General features: G+C 69.3%; 17 protein-coding genes and 1 pseudogene. 9 read left to right on the forward strand and 9 right to left on the reverse strand.

Going from position 1 to position 18,802, the window contains the following annotated elements:
- Nucleotides 1-53: 53 nt before the first annotated feature.
- Nucleotides 54-1,115, reverse strand: a complete 1,062-nt coding sequence (gene gnd / locus ACZZZF_RS10370) for a phosphogluconate dehydrogenase (NAD(+)-dependent, decarboxylating) (protein ID WP_056276027.1) — start codon at nucleotides 1,113-1,115, stop codon at nucleotides 54-56.
- 426 nt (nucleotides 1,116-1,541) lie between these two features.
- Between gnd and ACZZZF_RS10375 the strand changes: the two genes are divergently transcribed.
- Nucleotides 1,542-2,708 carry a MalY/PatB family protein gene (locus ACZZZF_RS10375; protein WP_463498242.1) on the forward strand — a complete coding sequence of 389 codons (1,167 nt, stop codon included), beginning with the start codon at nucleotides 1,542-1,544 and terminating at the stop codon, nucleotides 2,706-2,708.
- Between the two features lie 145 nt (nucleotides 2,709-2,853).
- Here the strand turns inward: ACZZZF_RS10375 and ACZZZF_RS10380 are convergent, their stop codons facing one another.
- The 3 genes from ACZZZF_RS10380 to ACZZZF_RS10390 all read right to left on the reverse strand — a co-directional run bounded on the left by ACZZZF_RS10380 (nucleotide 2,854) and on the right by ACZZZF_RS10390 (nucleotide 5,201).
- Nucleotides 2,854-4,038 (reverse strand): MalY/PatB family protein, encoded by a 1,185-nt coding sequence (locus ACZZZF_RS10380; RefSeq protein WP_463498244.1) that lies wholly within the window; start codon nucleotides 4,036-4,038, stop codon nucleotides 2,854-2,856.
- Between the two features lie 182 nt (nucleotides 4,039-4,220).
- Nucleotides 4,221-4,967: a 3-keto-5-aminohexanoate cleavage protein gene (locus ACZZZF_RS10385; protein WP_463498246.1), complete on the reverse strand. Its 747-nt coding sequence runs from the start codon at nucleotides 4,965-4,967 to the stop codon at nucleotides 4,221-4,223.
- A 6-nt stretch (nucleotides 4,968-4,973) separates the two neighbouring features.
- Nucleotides 4,974-5,201, reverse strand: coding sequence for a DUF2188 domain-containing protein (locus tag ACZZZF_RS10390; protein WP_053098394.1), 228 nt, complete (start codon nucleotides 5,199-5,201; stop codon nucleotides 4,974-4,976).
- A 217-nt stretch (nucleotides 5,202-5,418) separates the two neighbouring features.
- On the opposite strand from ACZZZF_RS10390, the gene ACZZZF_RS10395 reads away from it, so the two are divergent.
- Nucleotides 5,419-6,894, forward strand: a complete 1,476-nt coding sequence (locus ACZZZF_RS10395; RefSeq protein ID WP_463498248.1) for a serine/threonine-protein kinase — start codon at nucleotides 5,419-5,421, stop codon at nucleotides 6,892-6,894.
- Nucleotides 6,895-7,000: 106 nt separating this feature from the next.
- Here ACZZZF_RS10395 and ACZZZF_RS10400 read toward each other — a convergent pair whose 3' ends face one another.
- Nucleotides 7,001-7,462 carry a VOC family protein gene (locus tag ACZZZF_RS10400; RefSeq protein WP_463498250.1) on the reverse strand — a complete coding sequence of 154 codons (462 nt, stop codon included), beginning with the start codon at nucleotides 7,460-7,462 and terminating at the stop codon, nucleotides 7,001-7,003.
- Between the two features lie 100 nt (nucleotides 7,463-7,562).
- On the opposite strand from ACZZZF_RS10400, the gene ACZZZF_RS10405 reads away from it, so the two are divergent.
- Nucleotides 7,563-8,516 (forward strand): helix-turn-helix transcriptional regulator, encoded by a 954-nt coding sequence (locus tag ACZZZF_RS10405; RefSeq protein WP_463498251.1) that lies wholly within the window; start codon nucleotides 7,563-7,565, stop codon nucleotides 8,514-8,516.
- Nucleotides 8,517-8,568: 52 nt separating this feature from the next.
- Here ACZZZF_RS10405 and ACZZZF_RS10410 read toward each other — a convergent pair whose 3' ends face one another.
- The 4 genes from ACZZZF_RS10410 to ACZZZF_RS10425 are packed head-to-tail and all read right to left on the reverse strand — an operon-like array spanning nucleotide 8,569 to nucleotide 12,876.
- A complete protein-coding gene (locus tag ACZZZF_RS10410) occupies nucleotides 8,569-8,964 on the reverse strand; it encodes a Rid family hydrolase (RefSeq protein ID WP_200955145.1) in 396 nt (131 codons plus the stop codon).
- Between the two features lie 32 nt (nucleotides 8,965-8,996).
- On the reverse strand, nucleotides 8,997-10,208 hold the full coding sequence (gene solA, locus ACZZZF_RS10415; protein ID WP_463498252.1) for an N-methyl-L-tryptophan oxidase: 1,212 nt from the start codon (nucleotides 10,206-10,208) through the stop codon (nucleotides 8,997-8,999).
- Complete coding sequence (locus tag ACZZZF_RS10420; RefSeq protein WP_187249301.1) at nucleotides 10,205-11,344, reverse strand: tyramine oxidase subunit B; 1,140 nt, start codon at nucleotides 11,342-11,344, stop codon at nucleotides 10,205-10,207. The genes solA and ACZZZF_RS10420 overlap by 4 nt, the downstream gene beginning before the upstream one ends.
- Before the next feature lie 59 nt (nucleotides 11,345-11,403).
- On the reverse strand, nucleotides 11,404-12,876 hold the full coding sequence (locus ACZZZF_RS10425; protein WP_053098388.1) for an APC family permease: 1,473 nt from the start codon (nucleotides 12,874-12,876) through the stop codon (nucleotides 11,404-11,406).
- Between the two features lie 436 nt (nucleotides 12,877-13,312).
- On the opposite strand from ACZZZF_RS10425, the pseudogene ACZZZF_RS10430 reads away from it, so the two are divergent.
- The 6 genes and pseudogenes from ACZZZF_RS10430 to ACZZZF_RS10455 form a co-directional block, all read left to right on the forward strand.
- Nucleotides 13,313-13,852: pseudogene (locus ACZZZF_RS10430) on the forward strand (APC family permease); the annotation flags it as partial.
- A gap of 149 nt (nucleotides 13,853-14,001) precedes the next feature.
- Nucleotides 14,002-14,607, forward strand: a complete 606-nt coding sequence (locus ACZZZF_RS10435; RefSeq protein ID WP_463498253.1) for an amino acid permease — start codon at nucleotides 14,002-14,004, stop codon at nucleotides 14,605-14,607.
- The gene (locus tag ACZZZF_RS10440; protein WP_463498254.1) at nucleotides 14,604-15,287 is read left to right on the forward strand and encodes a helix-turn-helix domain-containing protein; all 684 of its coding nucleotides are present in this window, start codon (nucleotides 14,604-14,606) and stop codon (nucleotides 15,285-15,287) included. Before ACZZZF_RS10435 ends, ACZZZF_RS10440 begins: the two co-directional genes overlap by 4 nt.
- 84 nt (nucleotides 15,288-15,371) lie before the next feature.
- Entirely contained in the window at nucleotides 15,372-17,705 is a 2,334-nt protein-coding gene (gene purL, locus ACZZZF_RS10445; protein WP_053098386.1) for a phosphoribosylformylglycinamidine synthase subunit PurL, read from the forward strand.
- Entirely contained in the window at nucleotides 17,702-17,845 is a 144-nt protein-coding gene (locus tag ACZZZF_RS10450; protein ID WP_171821968.1) for a hypothetical protein, read from the forward strand. Before purL ends, ACZZZF_RS10450 begins: the two co-directional genes overlap by 4 nt.
- Before the next feature lie 244 nt (nucleotides 17,846-18,089).
- On the forward strand, nucleotides 18,090-18,800 hold the full coding sequence (locus ACZZZF_RS10455; protein ID WP_463498255.1) for a DUF2786 domain-containing protein: 711 nt from the start codon (nucleotides 18,090-18,092) through the stop codon (nucleotides 18,798-18,800).
- Nucleotides 18,801-18,802 lie beyond the last annotated feature (2 nt).

Genomic DNA, 18,802 nt, shown 5'->3' on the forward strand with positions numbered 1-18,802 from the left:
AGTTGTGAACGTGAACCTCCGTGGGCCACGCTCGACGATCCGCGAGAAGGCGATCAGGCGCTGTCGGAATCCGCCTTGCGCGATCCGGCCTCGAGCACGTCTCCCGCGGGCAGTTCCTGGTGCCCGCCGAACTGCAGACGCATCGCCGACAGCACTTGGTTGGCGAACTTGTCTTCGTCGCGCGAGGCGAAGCGCTCGAACAGCGATGCCGCGAGCACTGGCACGGGCACGCCGACATCGACGGCGGCCTTGACCGTCCAGCGTCCCTCGCCCGAGTCGGAGACCCGGCCGGCCAGACCGTCGAGCTGCGGGTTGTCGGCGAGCGCGGCAGCGGTCAGGTCGAGCAGCCACGACGAGATGACCGACCCCCGGCGCCAGAGCTCGGCGACCTTCGACGTGTCGATGGGGAACTGGTAGAACTCCGGCTCTTCCAGCGGAGCGATCTCGGCCGAGTGCTCGGCCTCGCGCACCCCGGCATCCGCGTTGTGCAGCAGGTTCAGCCCCTCGGCGATCGACGCCATGATGCCGTACTCGATGCCGTTGTGCACCATCTTCACGAAGTGCCCCGCACCCGACGGTCCGCAGTGCAGGTAGCCCTGCTCCTCGGGGGTGAGGTCTCCGGTGCGGCCCGGCGTGCGCTCGATCTCGCCGACACCCGGAGCGATCGTGCGCAGCACCGGCTCGATGCGCTGCACGGCCTCGTCGGGTCCGCCGACCATCAGGCAGTATCCGCGGTCGAGTCCGAACACGCCACCGCTCGTGCCCACGTCGACATAGTGGATGCCGCGCTCGCGGAATGCCTTCGCCCGGCGGACGTCGTCGCGGTAGTTCGAGTTGCCGCCGTCGATCAGGATGTCGCCCTCGTCGAGCACCTCCGCCGCCTGATCCGCCACCATGCCCGTGAGCGAGGCGGGCACCATCATCCACACGGCCCGCGGCGCCTCGAGCTTCGACGCCAGATCGGCCATGCTGTCGGCGCCCGTGGCTCCCTCGGCGACCAGCGCCTGCACGGCATCCGTGTTGACGTCATAGACCACGCATTCGTGCCCCGCCCGCATGAGGCGGCGCACGATGTTGGCGCCCATCCGGCCGAGTCCGATCATCGCCAGCTGCATGAGAATCCCTTCGTCTCAGCCCCGGTGGGCCGAGTCGGGGCAATCCTGGCACGGGTACTGATGACGCTCAATGGTGTTGCGGGGTGGCGTGGGGTCGTGTGGGGGCGTGCGCGGGGTCGTGCCGGGTCAGTTGTGCACCCGAAACGGCGATTTCGGACGCCGAAGCGACCCCGCTCCCGGCTCGACTCCGTGCGGGGCCAGTTGTGCACCCGAAACGGCGATTTCGGATGCCGAAGCGACCCCGCACGCGGCTCGACTCCATGCGGGGTCAGTTGTGCACCCGAAACGGCGATTTCGGATGCCGAAGTGACCCCGCACGCGGTTCGACTCCGTGCGGGGTCAGTTACGCACCCGGAACGGTGCCCGCTCCCGGCATCCGGAGCCGCGCGCGAGCCCGGTGTCGCCGACGGGTGGAAGGATTGAGACATGACTTCCCCCGCGTTCGACCAGATCACGCAAGACGACCTGCGCGCTGCGGGCAGCGTCAAATGGACGGCCTTCCCCGACACGATCGGCGCGTTCGTCGCCGAGATGGACTTCGGCCTCGCCCCCGCGATCACCGGCGCAGTGAAGGATGCCCTCGACCTCGGCGTGACCGGGTATCTGCCCGAGAAGCTCGCGAAGGACCTCTCGGCGGCCACGGCGCGCTGGTACTCCGACTCGTATGGGTGGGAGATCCCCGCCGAGCGCGTGCACCACGTGCCCGATGTGATCGCCGCGTTCGAGCTGGCGATCGAGCACTTCACCAGTCCGGGTTCGGCCGTGATCGTGCCGACCCCTGCATACATGCCGTTCCTGCTGGTGCCGCCCATGCACGGCCGTCGGGTCATCGAGGTGCCGAGCATCGAGGTCGACGGACGCTGGGTCATGGACCTGGATGCCGTCGCCCAGGCCTTCCGCGACGGCGGCGAGATGCTGGTGCTCTGCAACCCGCACAACCCGCTCGGCACCGTCGCGACCCGCGACGAGCTGCTCGCCATCGCGTCGGTCGTGACGGATGCCGGCGGACGCGTGTTCGCCGATGAGATCCACGCGCCCGTCGTCTACGCCCCGGCCCGACACATCCCCTACGCCTCGGTGTCGGATGCCGCCGCAGCCCACACCCTCACCGCGACCTCCGCCTCGAAGGCGTGGAACCTCGCGGGCCTCAAGTGCGCGCAGATCATCCTCTCGAACGACGCCGACGCCGAGCTCTGGGAGAGCCTGGGATTCTGGGCCGGACACGGCACATCGACGCTCGGCGTCATCGCGAACATCGCCGCCTACACCGGCGGGCGCGAATGGCTCGACGACGTGGTCGACTACCTCGACGGCAACCGGCGGACGCTGGCGCAGCTCGTCGACGAGAAGCTCCCCGGCGTGCGGATGGTCGTGCCGGAGGGCAGCTACATCGCCCTGCTCGACTTCCGCGAGACCGGGCTGACGGGCGATCTCGGCGAGTGGTTCCGCGAGCACGCCGGAGTCGCGATGACGGATGGCGCCGCATGCGGTGTGGCCGCGATCGGGTACACGCGCTTCGTCTTCGCGATGCCCCGTCCGGTGCTGGTCGAGGCGGTCGAACGGATCGCCTCGGCGCTGCGCGACCGAGGTTGAGCCGCCTTCGGCCCGCCGGCCCCCGGCGCGTGCGGGGTCAATAACGCATCGGAACTCAGCGTTTCCGGTGCGTTTTTGACCACTCACCCGCCAGGAGATGCGGAACTGACCCCGCACCCGCCGTGGCGAGGCGACGAACGACGCGTCACCGAGTGCGAACGGCATCCCCCATCGCCGCGAAGGCCTCGCGCAGGACCGGCCGAGGTGTCGCGAACACGATCCGCACGAAGTTCTCGTATCCCCGCCCGAGCAGCGCGCCCTCGGTCAGCACGACGCCGGCCTCCTCTCGGAAGTACGCGGCCGGCGGGCCGGGGATCTCGAGCGCCGTCGTGTCGATCCATCCGATGTAGGTCGCCTCGGGCTCGCGATACACCGCGCCGGGCAGGTGCTCCGTGATGAGGTCGCCGACAAGGCGGCGCGACTCCGAGAGATACCCGAGCACGCCGTCGAGCCACGGCTTGCCCTCCCGATATGCCGCCGTCGACGCCACGACACCGAGCGTCGCGGCACCGTGCTGCACCGAGAACCCGAAGCGGCGGTACAGCTCCTGGTCGGCGTCGTTCGAGGTGATCAGTTGCGCGGTCTTGAGGCCGGGGATGTTCCACGCCTTCGACGCGCTGGTGCCGGTGACGGTGTGGGCGGCGGTCGCCTCGGACACCGACGCATAGGGGATGAACGGTCTCCCGTCGAAGCGCAGCGGCGCATGGATCTCGTCCGCGAACACCCGTCCGCCGTGGCGTTCGACGATCTCCGCGAGCGCCTCGAGCTCGGAGCGGTCCACGACCGTGCCGGTGGGGTTGTGCGGGTTGCAGAGCACGAGCGTGCGGGCACCGGCGGCGAATGCCTCGTCGATGCGCTGCAGGTCGTGGTGCCAGCGTCCGTCGATGTCGACGCCGGGGATCTCGATCACCGGATGGCCGACGGTCGGCAGATATGTCAGGAACGGCATATATGCCGGAGTCGGCACGATCACGGGCGATCCCGCGGGAGCGTACTCCTCGACGGCAACCCTCAAGGCCGCCATCACGTCGGAGACCGGATGCACGCGCTCCGGATCGACGGCCCAGCCGTATTCGCTGCGCATCCACTCGGACGTCGCGTCGCCGAGTCGGGCGGCGAGTGGCGGCGACAGGTATCCGAGGTTCTCCTCGTCGATCGCGCGGTGCATGGCGTCGGCGATCACCGGCGCGACGCCGAAGTCCATCTCCGCCACCCATGCGCCGATGTGGCCGGGGTGCAGGCTCCACTTGCGGCTTTCGGGCCGGTCGAGGTCGAACCTCGTGCGGGAGTCGAACGGGTGCGGGTCAGAGGGCGCGCGGTGGTCGGTCATGGCGGGCGTTCCTCAGCCCACGAGCCGACATCGAACGGCACCGGCGCGGCGGGTCTGGATCTCGGACACGCGTACTCCTTCTCAGCGGGAGCTTCCACCCTAAGGAAGCGGCGGATCGGTCGCGAGTCGCATGACGGCGGGTGACGATGAGGCTGCAGGGCGAGCCGACCCCGGACCCCGACTCAGGCGTTGATGAAAGCCACAGCCGCTCGCACCAGGGCCGCGTTGTCGGGTGCCGTCCGTCCATCGGGCAGCTGCAGGGTGTCTTCGAGGCCGATGCGCGAATCGAGGCCCAGCTCGACCGCCAGGGTGAACGCCGGCCAGGCGGACCGCTGCTCGCCGTGCAGCAGGATCGGAATGTCCGGGTCGTCGAGGCGCACGTGCGCGATCAGCCCCTCCGCGTGCCGCCGCACGACATCCGCCGCCTCGTCCGGCAGCTCGACCAGCACCCGCAGCGTGTCATCGTGAACGGGCGAGCGCTGCCAGGCGTCGAGTCCGGTGGCATCCCAGATGCCCGCCTCCACGCGGATGCCGCGGCTCACGAGCAGCGCCGCGACCTCGTCAGCACCGGCTTCGTGCCAGTTCACCGACGCGAAGTCGGGAAGGACGCTCCATTCGCGGATCGCCGCGAGGCGCTCCCCGACATCGGGCTCGATCCATGCACCGGTCGTCACCCCGACCTGCACGCCAGGGCACGCCGAGCGCAGTGCTCTCACCCACCGGTCGACATCGGCGGCACGCAGACTGTCGTCGCCCGCGGCATCCTTCGGGTGCACGTGGATCTCGCGGGCACCCGCCGCGACGGCACGCGCGGCGTCGGCGCCGGCGAGGGTCGTGTCGGCGGTGAGGGCAGGATGCTGCGCTGCGGGTCGCGCACCGTTGAGGCACGCCTGCAACAGCATCCGCCCGTGTCTGTCGTTGCCGGTCACCGGCCCTCAGTTCATGAGATCGCGCGGGTGCCAGTCGTAGAGGTTGCCCGTGCCCGACGGCCCCTCTTCGACACGCACGGTGTGCTTGACCTGACGTGCCGTCGCGGCACCCCGACCGACTCGAACCGCCTCGGCCTCGGTCTCGAAGCTGGACCCCAGAGTGCGGGATTCGCCCTCGATGCGGTTGAACCAGATCCCGTCTCGCTGGAACGTCTCGATGTCACCTGCGGCCATGCCACATCCTTTCGATCTGACTCTTTTCTACCCGAGGCCGCCGACGCTCGAGGAGGGCCTTGACAGCCTCCGCGCACGCGCTCGCCCGGCGCGAGAGCACGCGAATCATCGACCGCATCCACTTCTTCGTCCATACGTCAACCCCGATGACGCACTCCCGTCAGCCGTGGTTATGTCGAACGATGCATGACCCGGGTGCATCTGCAAGGAGCAAGTGATGACGCTGGAAGTGATGTCGCCGACGGCGGCACTGCTCGACGGACGGTACGTACTGCACGACCGCGTCGGACGAGGCGGCATGGCGACCGTGTACCGCGCCGAGGACACCCACCTCGGACGCATCGTCGCGATCAAGATGATCCACGAGAGCGACGGTCCGGTCGCCTCGATCGAGCGCGCGCATACCGAGAAGGCGCTGCTCGCCTCGCTGAGCCACCCGTCGCTCGTGACGCTGTACGACGCGCAGCTCGTGCCCGGCCGTCCGCAGTACCTGGTGATGGAGTTCGTCGACGGGCCCACCCTCGGCGCGCGCATGGCCGAAAGCCCGATGACGCCGCGCGACGTGGCCCGCATCGTCCGCGATCTCGCCGAGGGACTCACCGCCGTGCACGCGGCTGGCATCGTGCATCGCGACATCAAGCCGTCGAACGTGCTGCTCGCGCACGCCCGGTCCGGCCGTCCGGTCGCGGCGAAACTCGCGGACTTCGGCATCGCCTGCTCCATCGAGGACACCCGCCTCACGACGCCGGGGATCGTGCTCGGCACACTCACCTATATGGCACCGGAGCAGCTGCGCGACGCCGACCCCGGAACCCCGGTCGACATCTTCTCGCTCGGACTCGTCGCTCTCGAGGCACTCAGCGGATACCCCGGCTACCCCTCCCTCGCTTCCGGACGCGCGGCGGCGGTCGCTCGCCTGCTCAACCCGCCGACCATCTCCGACACGGTTCCGGACGAGTGGCGTGACCTCCTCAGCCGCATGACACGCCTCGAGCCCGAGGAACGCCCGACCGCCGTCGAGGTGGCGCGCGCCGCCCGGGCTCTGCTGCGCGACTACGCCGCGAACAGCAACGGCACCGCCGTCGCCGCGGCGGCTGCGGCCATCGTCGCATCGGCCGGCACGGACCCGGCGGTCGACGCGACTCCGGGGGTGACGGGCGCGGAATCGGATGCCGTCGCCGCCGCGCCAGACGCGGGCGCGGGAATTCAGCCGCGTCCCGCATCCGCCGCCTCATCCGCGAGCGTCGACGCGGAGTCGTCGGCCCTCGACGCTGATTCCGCCCCGACCGGAGCGACCGCTGTGATCCCTGCGACCGAGGTCACGGATCCCGCACCCCGCTTGCGGACCCGCGACCGCACCCGCCCCGGCACACGCACCCGCACCCGCGTGATCGCCGGCGCCGCGGGGCTCCTTGCCGCCGGTGCGATCGTCACCGGCATCGCGGCGTTCAGTGCGCCACCGGCATCCGAGTTGGGACGAACCGCCTCAGGCGTCGTCGCCCGCACGGCGTCGACCCCGGCGGAGACCTCGCCCATCGACACCCCCGCAGCGCCCGTCGAGGTGGTCACAGAGCCCGTGGACCCGGGCAACAACGGGAACTCCGGGAGCTCCGGCAACTCCGGCAACTCTGGGAACTCCGGGAACAACGGGAACTCCGGCAAGGGCGACAAGGGCAAGCCGGACAAGGGCTAGGCGCGTCGCGGTCCGCAACTCCGGAAGAACGCGGCCGATCGCGCCGAGACCCCCGGTCTCGGCCCGATCGAGCGCACATCTTCCTGAGTCCTGAACGGCGCCCGCCTCAGCCCGCGTAGGCGGCGCGCACGTCGAGCACCCAGGTGACGCCGAATCGGTCGGTCAGCATGCCGAATCCGGGTGACCACGCCGATGCAGCCAACGGCTCGACGATCGAGGCGCCGTCCGCGAGGGCGTCCCAGTACCCGGTGAGATCGTCGAGCGAATCGGCGCGCAGCGACTGGAAGAACGTGCGGTCGGTGACGGTCGTCCCGTTCTCCCTCGAGGTGGTTCCCGCGGTGGCGTCAGCGTCGTCGGCGCCGGGGACGTCGTATGCCATCAGCCGGAAGCCGTCGGCGTTCTCGACCTGGCCGAACACGATCTTGTCGGCGTCGGGAACTCCCGCCGGCATGCCGAAATCCGCGTAGGTCGCCCGCGTGACCTCGCCGCCGAAGACGGACTGGTAGAAGTCGAGCGCCTGGCGCGCGGTGCCGCGGAAGTTCAGGTGGGTGGTGGTCGCGATGGTCATGGGATCTCCTCGGATCTGTGTGGGCGGCGGATGCCGGTGAGACCAACACTCACAGCAGAAGAGGTCAGTTTCGGTCCTCTACTCGGAGCACAATGGGGTCATGACCGGCAGCTCCTCTCGCATGCTCGCCCTGCTGTCCCTGCTGCAGACGGCTCGCGATTGGCCGGGGCAGGTGCTCGCCGACCGCCTCGACGTCACACCCCGCACGGTGCGACGAGACGTCGACCGACTGCGCGAGCTCGGCTACCGCATCAGCGCGATCAAGGGCCCCGACGGCGGATACCGCCTCGCCGCCGGTTCCGAGCTGCCGCCGCTGCTCTTCGACGACGAGCAGGCCGTCGCGATCGCCGTCGCGCTGCAGAGCGTGCCGGCCACGGGGATCGATATCGACGAGGGCGCGGCTCGTGCGCTGGCCACCGTGCGCCAGGTGATGCCGTCGCGCCTACGGCACCGGGTCGACGGCATCCGCTTCGCCGGGGTCGAGAACGAGACGCGCGTGGATCCGGCGGTGCTCGAAGCCGTCAGCGGTGCGGTGCGAGACCACCACGTGCTGCGCTTCGATTACGGAGAGAAACATGACCGCCCGGCGCGGCGCACCGAGCCCCACGCGGTCGTCGCCCGGGAGGGCCGCTGGTACCTGCTCGCCTGGGACCTCGAGGCCGATGACTGGCGCACCTTCCGACTCGACCGGATGACACCGCGCATCCCGACCGGCCCCGCCTTCACGCCACGCGAGCTGCCCGCCGCCGACGCCCAGACCTACCTCGCAGCTCGGGCGAAGGGATCGGATGCCGCAGACCACTGGCCGTGCATCGGAGAGCTCGTGCTCGATCTGCCCGCCCGCGAGGTGGCGCACTGGATCGGCCGCGACGGCACCGTCGAGCCGACCGACGAGACCTCGTGCCGCCTGACCCTCGGATCGTGGTCGTGGGTCGGCATCCTCGCGTCGATCGCCCGCTTCGACGCGCCGTTCCGCGTCGTCGGACCGCCCGCGCTGGCGGACGCCGCGACCGCCCTCTCGCGACGCCTGTCCGGCGCGGGCGAGGCCCGCTGACCGGGTCAGGCCTGACCGTATCCGAGACCCCGCACTCCGAGTCGCCGAGTGCTCACAGATCGATCTGCGTGCGCCTCGCCGCCCCCGCCCCGCGGTGCGCGGTCACCTCGATCTCGGCCTTATACTCGCCCGCGAGCGGGCTGCGCGTCATGGTGAGTGCCGGGTCGATGCCGCGGAACTCCTCGCCGAGCACTTCGATCGTCTCGTCCTGATCGGACGCATCCGGAACGAAGACCTGGATCCGGACGACATCGGAGAGCGATGAATCCACGGCGGCGAGCGCCCGCGCGACGGTGGCGATCGCGAGACGCAGCTGCTCTGCCGCCGTGTCCGGCAGGGTCCTCGTCTCGTAATCGATGCCGGCGGTGTTCGAGACGAAGATCCAGTCGCCGATCGCGACGGCCCGCGAATAGCTTGCGAGGGTCTCGAACTTGCTGCCGCTCTTCACGCTGGTGATTATCAACGGTTCCGTCTTTCGTGTCAGTGGCCCTGGAGGACCGGATAGTCGTCTGCGAGGACAAGATCGTCGGCCCGCGCCTGAGCACGGCGCCGGTGGTGACCGAGCGTGAACAGGGGGTGCTGCAGCGCGCTCGACCCGCTCTCGGCGAGTTGCGCCAACACTCGCCCGTAGGCGGGCGAGAACTTGAAGCCGTTGCCGGAGAATCCGGCTCCGATGATGGTCCGGCCCGACTCGGAGACGTCGAGGATCGGGACATGATCGGCCGTCGCCGACTCCGGGTGGATGGACGACCGGACCACCTCGGGCAGGATGCCGGGGAACATCCGGGTGGCGATCGCCGTGCATCTCCGCAGTTGCTCACGCGACAGATCGCGGGGATCTGTGTCGGGGTCCTCGATCGTGTCGATGCGGGTCGTGGGGGCGATCTTGACCGAGTAGCCGTCGAGTGTGGGGACGCCGAAGGCATGGTCGCCGTCCAGGTCCCGCATCCAGCATGGGAAGCGATCCGGGGTGAACTGGCTGATGTCCTCCGGCATGAACCACGTGAGCGGTATGGCGATGGCGCTCACCAGATCGCGCACCTCCGGCACGATCCTCGTCGTCCACGCACCGGTCGTCACGATCACCTTCTGCGCGTGGACGATCCCCTCGGATGTCGAGATCACGACACCGCTCTCGCGCTCATCGATGCCGAGCACCGGAGTGTTGTAGAGGATCTCCGCCCCGCGCCTGATCGCGGCCCGCTGCGCCGTCGCCACCGCCAGCTCCGAGCGCAACCCGCCGCCCAGCAGGTCCATGATCCCGATGTCGCCGTCCTCGACGGTGAACTGCGGATACTCCCGGCGAAGCTCTGCGGCGTCGAGGAACCGGTGCGGCAGATCGCCCTCCACGATCGACCGCTGCGTGGACTCGAGGAATGGATGACCCTCCGGCGCGATCGCGAGGACGCCGGTCTTCAGCAGCAGCTGACGGCCGGTCTCACGCTCCAGCTCGGTCCACAGCGCCCTGGCCTCGAGAGCAGCGGCCGTGTAGAGCGCGCCCTCCTTGTTCGCCGCACGGAACAGACGCGACTCGCCGGCGAAGGCCGCGTGGCCGTGCGCCGGTCCGTACTGCTCGATGCCCAGCACGGACATCCCCGTCGATCTCGCGAGGTGCCACAGCGCCATCGATCCCATGGAGCCTGCACCCACCACCGCGACGTCGACGGTCCGGATGACCTCTGCCGCACTCATGCGAGAGCCGGCTCGGTCCACAGGTTCAGCTTCTGGCCGATGCCGCGCTCAAGGGCGTTGCGATACACCTTCGTCCCCCACGCGACGTCCTCCACCGGCATCCCGCCGACCGACATGATGACGATCTCGTCGTCGCTCTGCCGACCGGGCCGCTTTCCGGAGACGACATCGCCGATGTCGACGAGCTCGTCACGTGAGAGCTCCCCGGCCTTCACGAGATCCATCCACTTCTGCCCGACCATCGGAATGTACTCGAACGACGGCTTCGGGAACTCCTCGTACCAGGTCTCGTACAACCCGTACGCATCGACGACCTTCGTGATGTCGCTGCCCAGCAGCGAGTCGTCGGTGTTGCACAGGGACGGCATCGCGAAGAACGCCCCCGGCGTGATCCACTCCCGCTGGATCGTGGGGTAGCTCTCCGAGCCGCCGGCACCGGTGCCCGTGGTGCAGAAGCTCACCAGGTCGCTGCCCCGGACGACGTCTTCGATCGAGTCGACGACCTCGATCGTGGTGATCGTCGGGAACTCCTCGCGCACCCACTCCTGGAAGCGCGCGAGGCTCTCCGCCCCTCGCCCCTTGATCTTCAGCGTGTCGATCAGCGGGCACGCATCCATGAAGGCCAGGAGCACCGTACGTGCCATGACGCCGGGCCCGGCGATCCCCGCGACGCGCGAGTCCTTGCGGGCGAAGTGCCGCGCACCGACCCCCGGCACGGCGCCGGTCCGGTATGCCGACAGCAGGTTCGCCGACATGAACGCGAGTGGCGCCCCGGTGTCGGTGTCGTTGAGCGTGAACATGAGGATCGACCGCGGCAGACCCTTCTCGCGGTTGGCGATGTTGGATCCGTACCACTTGACGCCAGTCGTCTGGAAGTCTCCGCCGAGGTACGCCGGCATCGCCATGAACCGTCGATCCTCAGTGGGCACCGGCATGTTCGGGAACGGCGACGCCTCAGGGAACGTCATCATCGCGCCGTGCGAGTCGTTGCTCTCACCGGTCATGCGGTAGTCGCCGGCAGCGAACAGTGCGAACATCTCCTCCATGGTGTCGACGCACTGGTGCATATCGGTCACTCCGGCCGCGATCATGTCGGCTTCGGAGAGGTAGAGGAAATCCACGTGGGGCAGGGGCATGACGGTCCTTCTCGTCGAGGGGGTGGGGGAGAGTGTGTCGGTCGCGCTCATGGTGCGCCTCAGCCGGCGATGGCGTCGGTGAGCTTGACGTATGCCGCGGGCCTGCGGGCTCTGATCCACGCGGCCTGGGCGTACCCGATGAGGGGGAAGACGATCACCAGCCCGAGCAGACTCCAGCTGACCGCGCCGAACACGGGCGCGCCTGTGGCATCCGCATCGCCGACCATGATCGGGAAGTAGACGACGATCATGACCACGGAGAGCACCAGGCCGATGAAACCGAGCACGGGGGCGATCACGGTGTTCCAGATCCTCCGGTCCTTGCGTGTCCTCGCGAAGTAGACGATGACCGCGATCGAGGTGACCGCCATCAGGAGGGCGATCGCCACGGTCGCGACCCCGGCGAACCAGGTGAACACCTGCAGCACCGGGTCGAGCTGCAGAACGGCGAACAGCGCGACGAGGACGATCGCGGTGATGCTCTGCACGAGCGAGGACACGTGCGGAGACATGTGCCGGGGGTGCACGGCGCCCACCCGGTCGGGCAGCACGCCGGCGCCTGACATGGAGTACTGGTAACGGGCGACGACGTTGTGGAACGACAGCACGCAGGCGAACATCGCGGTGATGAGGAGGATGTTCGTGATGATCTCGCCGGTGGCGCCGAGGTACGCCGACATCGTGCGGAGGATGAGCGTTCCCGGGTCGGCTGCGGCCTCCTCCAGGATGTTCGAGGGACCCCACGCCATGACGAGGCCCCATGAGGCGAGCGTGTAGAACACGCCGACGCCGATCACGGCCATATAGGTGGCGCGGGGGATCGTGCGGTCGGGATCGCGCGCCTCGCTGCGGAAGACGGCGGTCGCCTCGAACCCGATGAAGGCGGCGATGGCCATCATGAGCCCGACGCCGGGGGAACCGCTCGCGACGTTCTTCGGCTCGAACGGAGCCAGGCTCAGACCTTCAGGGCCGCCGGAGATCACGACCGCCGCTACGAGAAGGAGGACGATTCCGACCTCGGCGCAGAGCAGCACGCCGAGCACTTTGCTGGACAGATCGATGTGGCGATAGCCGAGGAACCCGACGAGCGCGACGACGGCGATCGAGTACAGCCACCATGGGAGCGTGATGCCGAACCCCTCGAAAGTGAAGCTCAGCACGTAGCCCATGTACCCGTACACGGACACCTGGATCGTCGTATACGTGAGCATCGCGATCCAGGCGGATGCGAGACCGGTCGAGCGTCCGAGGCCGTATCCGACGTAGGTGAAGAACGCCCCGGGGTTGGGGACGTGCTTGGCCATCGCGGAGACGCCGACGGCGAAGAGCACGAGAACGACGGCGCTGATCGCATACAGCGCCGGGAAGCCCGCCCCGTTGCCGAGCAGGATGCCGAGTGGGGCGGACCCGCCGATGACAGTCAGGGGCGAGGCGGCGGCGACCACCATGAAGACGATCGCGGTAGCACCGAGCGATCCCGACAGGACCTTCTTCGGGGAGGTCTCGGTGGCGCTGGGTTGAATCTGGACCATGTGCAAACCCTTCTGAGAGAAGCGGAGTGGAGCGGTTCCCCCACCCTGCCGCGGCGGGATTTCCCACCCGTCTCGCTGGAGTGACGTCTGCGTTCGCCGCGAACGGGACACCGGAACTCCGGCCGTCTCATTCGGGTGACATCTGCGTGAAACATCGCAGACGCGCTCCGGCAACAGGCCGCTCGTAGCCTCCTCCCATCACGAGACAGGCGGAGGCCCCATGTCTGCACTGGAAGAGGCGATCGAGCGCCCGCAGACCGTGCGCTCGTTCGCCGCCCGCTCGCCGTTGCACGGACTGGACAGACACACCGTGGGTTTCGCCGACATCCTCGCGCAATCGGTCGCGGCCGTCGCCCCAGCCGCCGCCTCGGCGATGGCGGTGCTGCTGGTGGCGGACCTGGCGGGCGGCGCCACCGTGCTCGTGATGGCCCTCGCCATGATCATCACGTTCCTGGTCGCTCGGACGATCAACCAGTTCACTCGTCGGTTCGCCGCCAGCGGCTCGCTGTACACCTACGCGGCGCGCGGACTCGGCGCGGCGGGCGGACTCGCGACCGGTGCAGCGATCCTCGTCGGGTATGCCTTCATCTCGATCTTCGCTCTCCTGGGCGGCGCCCATTATGCGACCATGCTCGTGACCCGACTGTGGCCTCAGCTCGCCGCGACGCCGATCGCCCTGGGCGCTCTCGTCGTCGAAGCAGCGGTGCTCGCGATCGTGCTCGTGCGCGGCATCCGCCTCTCATCCCGGGTCGCGCTCGTCGTCGAACTCATCTCCGTCGCGCTGATCCTGTCGCTGATGATCGTGCTCCTCGTGCACATCGGGCCGCTCCAACCGGCAGCGATCTTCTCGGCCGACGGCATCTCCGTGGCCGGCGTCGCCGGCGGTGCCGTTCTCGCGATCACCGCGTTCGTGGGGTTCGAGAGCTCCGCGACGCTCGGCGTCGAGGCCCGCTCGCCGCTGAAGAACATCCCTCGCGCCATCGTGTGGAGCGTCGGCGTCGCCGGAGTGTTCTACCTCATCGCCGCCTACACGCAGATCGCAGGAGCCGCCGCGATCGGGGGACGGCATCGGTCGCGCTCCTCGACGATCTCGCGTCGCGTTTCGGCCTCTCCGCATGGGCCGCCGTGGCGGACGTCGGCATCGCCACCTCGGGTCTGGCCTGCGCGATCGCCTCGACGACCGCCCTCACCCGTATCGTGTTCGCGCTCGCCCGCGACGGTGTCCTCCCCGCCCGACTCGGCCGCACGCACGGGCGCCACCGCACCCCGATCGGCGCGGTCGTCGTCGCGGTCCCGCCGATCGTCCTCGCACCGCTCGTGATCGTCGCGGCCGGCGTGTCACCGTGGGACGCGATGAAGGCCGTCCTGCTGATCTCGGCAGCGGGCTACATCGTCGCCTACGTGCTGGTCTGCATCGCCGCTCCCCTGTTCCTGCGCCGTATCGGGGAGGTCACCGTCGGTTCCGTCATCGCCGCCGTCAGCGCGGCGGCGGCGCTTGCGGCATGCCTGACGGTCTATCTCGTCGCGGAGGCGGCCGCGGGGAATCCGGGAGTCTGGCTCACCGTCGGCATCGCCGTCATCGCGGCGGCACTGATCCGATGGCGACGGCGCTCGCCTCTCGGCGAGGTCGGGCGCTACGACGAGCCGGTCGCCGCCCACGTTCTCGGCGGCGTGGCCCGCACCGGCGGCGGCAGCGCACACGGGGGCGAACCGGGGGACGCCGACGGATGACGGCTGGCGACGCGGTATCGATCACGGCCCGCCAGCCCGCCGCCATCCACAGCGCGCTGTCGATGCTGGAGGCCGTCGCTGCGATGGGTGCCGGCGTCACAGCGCGGCAGCTGGCCGAGCGGCTCGGGATGCCGCGTGCGACCACCTATCGCCTGCTCAACCTGCTGGTGCAGGACGAGTACCTCGTCCGGACGCCGGATCTCACCGGATTCGCCCTGGGCACGAAGGTGGCGCTGCTGGCCGGCAGCATCGGCGTCGAACGCATCCCGCGCGCCGCACGGGACGTGCTCGAGCGCACCAGGGCGAGCGCGAGGGGCGGCATCCACCTCGTGCTCTATCGTGACGACCGGGTCGTCGTCGCCGATGAGGACCCCGACTTCCCCCTCTCGAATCGGCAGGGCCTGCAGCAGGAGCCCACCCGCTACGCCCTCGGCCTGCTGCCCCTGGTCGTGCGCGGGGAGACCGCCGCCGGTGACCTGGTCTCCGAACTCCGCTCGCAGGGGGTGATCCGCGCCCGCGACGGTCAGCGTGGCTGCCTGGTCGCGCCGATCACCGATGCCTCCGGCACGCTCGCCGGAGCGCTCTCCTACTCGGGCCCGCGCCGGCAGATCGACAGCTCCGACTCGATCGCGCTCTCCCTCACCGCGGCCGCACGGGAGCTCGGGCCGCTCCTGACGTAGACCCCGCTGTCCGCCCGGGCCGATGGCCACGGCATCCCCCGGTAGACTGGCCATGCCCCGCCGGCCCCTCATCTAGGAGTGCGCGTGACCACCGCCCCTGCACCTGCCCACAAGCACGTCCCCGACTCCGTCGAGAACGCCACCGCGACTCCGGAGAAGGAGCAGCCGTACGCAGCGCTGGGCCTCAAGGACGACGAGTACGCCCGCATCAAGGAGATCCTGGGCCGCCGCCCGACCTCCGGCGAGCTGGCGATGTACTCGGTCATGTGGTCGGAGCACTGCTCGTACAAGTCGTCGAAGAACTACCTGCGCCGCTTCGGTCAGAAGGTCTCCGACGAGATGAAGGAACGCCTCATGGTGGGCATGGGCCAGAACGCGGGCGTCATCGACGTCGGCGAGGGCTGGGCCGTCACCTTCAAGGCCGAGAGCCACAACCACCCCAGCTTCATCGAGCCGTTCCAGGGCGCCGCGACCGGCGTCGGCGGCATCGTCCGCGACATCATCTCGATGGGCGCACGTCCGGTCGCGGTCATGGACGCCCTCCGCTTCGGCGCGATCGACCACCCCGACACCGCTCGCGTCGTGCACGGCGTGACCAGCGGCATCAGCTTCTACGGCAACTGCCTGGGTCTGCCGAACATCGGGGGCGAGACGGTCTTCGACTCCGTCTACCAGGCCAACCCGCTCGTCAACGCGCTCGCGGTCGGCGTGCTCCGCCACGAGGACCTCAAGCTCGCCAATGCGACCGGCGTCGGCAACAAGGTCGTGCTGTTCGGCGCCCGCACGGGTGGCGACGGCATCGGCGGTGCCAGCATCCTGGCATCCGACTCGTTCGACAGCACCGGACCCACCAAGCGCCCCGCGGTGCAGGTGGGCGACCCGTTCGCCGAGAAGGTGCTCATCGAGTGCTGCCTCGAGCTCTACCGCGACGAGCTGGTCGAGGCCATCCAGGACCTCGGCGCAGCCGGCATCTCGTGCGCGACCAGCGAGCTCGCGGCCAACGGCAACAGCGGCATGAAGGTCTCGCTCGACAACGTGCTGCTGCGCGACCCGTCGCTCACGGCCGAGGAGATCCTCATGTCGGAGTCGCAGGAGCGCATGATGGCGATCGTCGCTCCCGAGAAGCTCGACGCGTTCCTCGCCGTCGTTCAGAAGTGGGACGTCGAGACGTCGGTCCTCGGTGAGGTCACCGGCGACGGCCGCCTCATCATCGACTGGCAGGGCGAGCGCATCGTCGACGTCGACCCCTCGACCGTCGCGGTCGACGGCCCGGTCTACGACCGCCCGGTCGCGTACCCCACGTGGATCGACGCACTGCAGGCGGATGCCGCTGAGAACCTTCCGCGGTCGAACGACCCCGAGGTGCTTCGCGAGCAGTTCCTCGACCTGGTCGCCTCGCCGAACCTCGCCGACACCCGCTGGATCACCAACCAGTACGACTACTACGTGCTCGGCAACACGGCCCTGTCGTTCCCCGATGACGCCGGCATGATCCGCGTCGACGAGGAGTCGGGACTCGGCTTCGCGATCTCGACCGACGCCAACGGACGCTACTGCCAGCTCGACCCGTACGCCGGTGCGCAGCTCGCACTCGCCGAGGCGTACCGCAACGTCGCCGTCACGGGTGCCGTTCCCACCGCGATCACCGACTGCCTGAACTTCGGCTCCCCCGAGAACCCCGAGGTCATGTGGCAGTTCGGGCAGACCGTCGACGGTCTCGCCGACGGATGCTACGAACTCGGCACCCCGGTCACCGGCGGCAACGTCTCGTTCTACAACCAGACCGGCGACGTGCCGATCCACCCGACCCCGCTCGTCGGCGTGCTCGGCATCATCGACGACGTCTCGCGCCGCATCCCCTCGGGATGGCAGGACGAGGGTCAGAACATCTACCTGCTCGGCACGACCTCGACCGAGCTCTCGGGTTCGGCGTGGGCCGAGACCGTGCACCAGCACCTCGGCGGACTGCCCCCGAAGGTCGACCTCGCGGGCGAGAAGCGCCTCGCGGGTCTGCTCGGAGCCGCCCGTGACGAGTGGCTGATCTCGTCGGCGCACGACGTGTCGGAGGGTGGCCTCGCGCAGGCCCTCGCCGAGGGCGTCTCGCGCTTCGGCGTCGGCGCACGCGTCTGGCTGAACGAGATCATCGAGCGCGACGGTGTGGATGCGGCATCCGCCCTCTTCTCGGAGTCGACGGGCCGCGTCATCGTCACCGTTCCGCGTGAAGACGACGTCAAGTTCCGCGGACTCTGCGAAGGCCGCGACTACCCGGTGATGCGCATCGGCGTGACCGACTCCGAGGGCGACAAGCTCGAGGTGCAGGACGTCTTCACCGTGCCGATCGCCGAGATCCGCGAGCGTTCGCAGGCCACCCTGCCCGCCGCCTTCGGCCCCACGGTCACCGAGCCGGTCAGCGCATGAGCGGCGACGGTCTGAGCGAGGACTACGGCGATCTCGGCGAGAAGCGCAATCGCCGCATGCGCATCGTCGCCTGGACCGTCATCATCGCCCTCATCCTGGGTGGCGGCGGCGCGACAGTCATCACGCTGATCCTGGGCTGAGTCGAGTTCTTCTCGGGTCTCTTTCCGACGCTGGTTCGGGGTGCCCGGCGGCACTCCGGCGACCCCGGCCCCCGTGGCGGCGTGTCGGCGACCGGGTCCGAACCTGCGCCCGGCGGGCCTCGCGGCATCCTCTTCTGCACCGGCATCCGTCATCCGGGTTTCTTCACAGTCCCCGGAACTCGGCCTCGCAATGTAGGCGCCCCCGCGAAGGATCCGAGGCATCACAGATCCATTGGGGGATGCCATGACCGAAGCCAAGCTCGACCTGATCGCCAAACTGCTCGCCAAGGCCGAGAGCACGACGCCCGAAGAGGCCGAGGCTCTGACCGAGCACGCCGAGCGCCTGATCGTGAAGTACGGGATCGAGCAGGCGCAGATCGACGAAAGACGGGGACTCCTGGGGCAGATGCGCGAGCAGATCGTCACCGAGAGGATGCTGTTCCGCGGCGTCTACGCGAAGGACCTTCGTGAGATCGGCATCGGCGTGGCCTACGGACTGGGTGCGGTGCGCCCGATCCTGGCGGAGTACCCGCCGATCGCCGGCCTGCTGCTGGTCGGGCACTCGTCGGATGTGACGCAGGTGCAGACGCTGACCGCCAGTCTGCAGGTGCAGGCCACGGTCGCGATGCGTGCGTGGTGGATCGCGCATCGCGATCTGTATGCCGGCCATCGCGAAGGGGTGAGACGTCGAGCGCGCAGCGGCTTCCTCCGGGGGTTCGCCGCGGGTGCCATGAACCGGATCGAGGAGAGTCGCCGCGCTGCGGTCGAAGAGAGCGGCTCGGGGACCGAGCTCGTTCTCACCTCGCGCCGGAGCCGAGTGGACGAGGCGGTCGACGAGATGGCGACGACACCCGCCCGGCGACGCCGCGGCGCGGATCCCGGCTCCTTCGCGCACGGCCACCGTTCGGGCATGGAGGCTCAGACCGGCGGCGGCAGAGCGGTCTCGGCGCGATGACC

The sequence above is a fragment of the Microbacterium sp. AC215 genome (genome assembly GCF_979258645.1).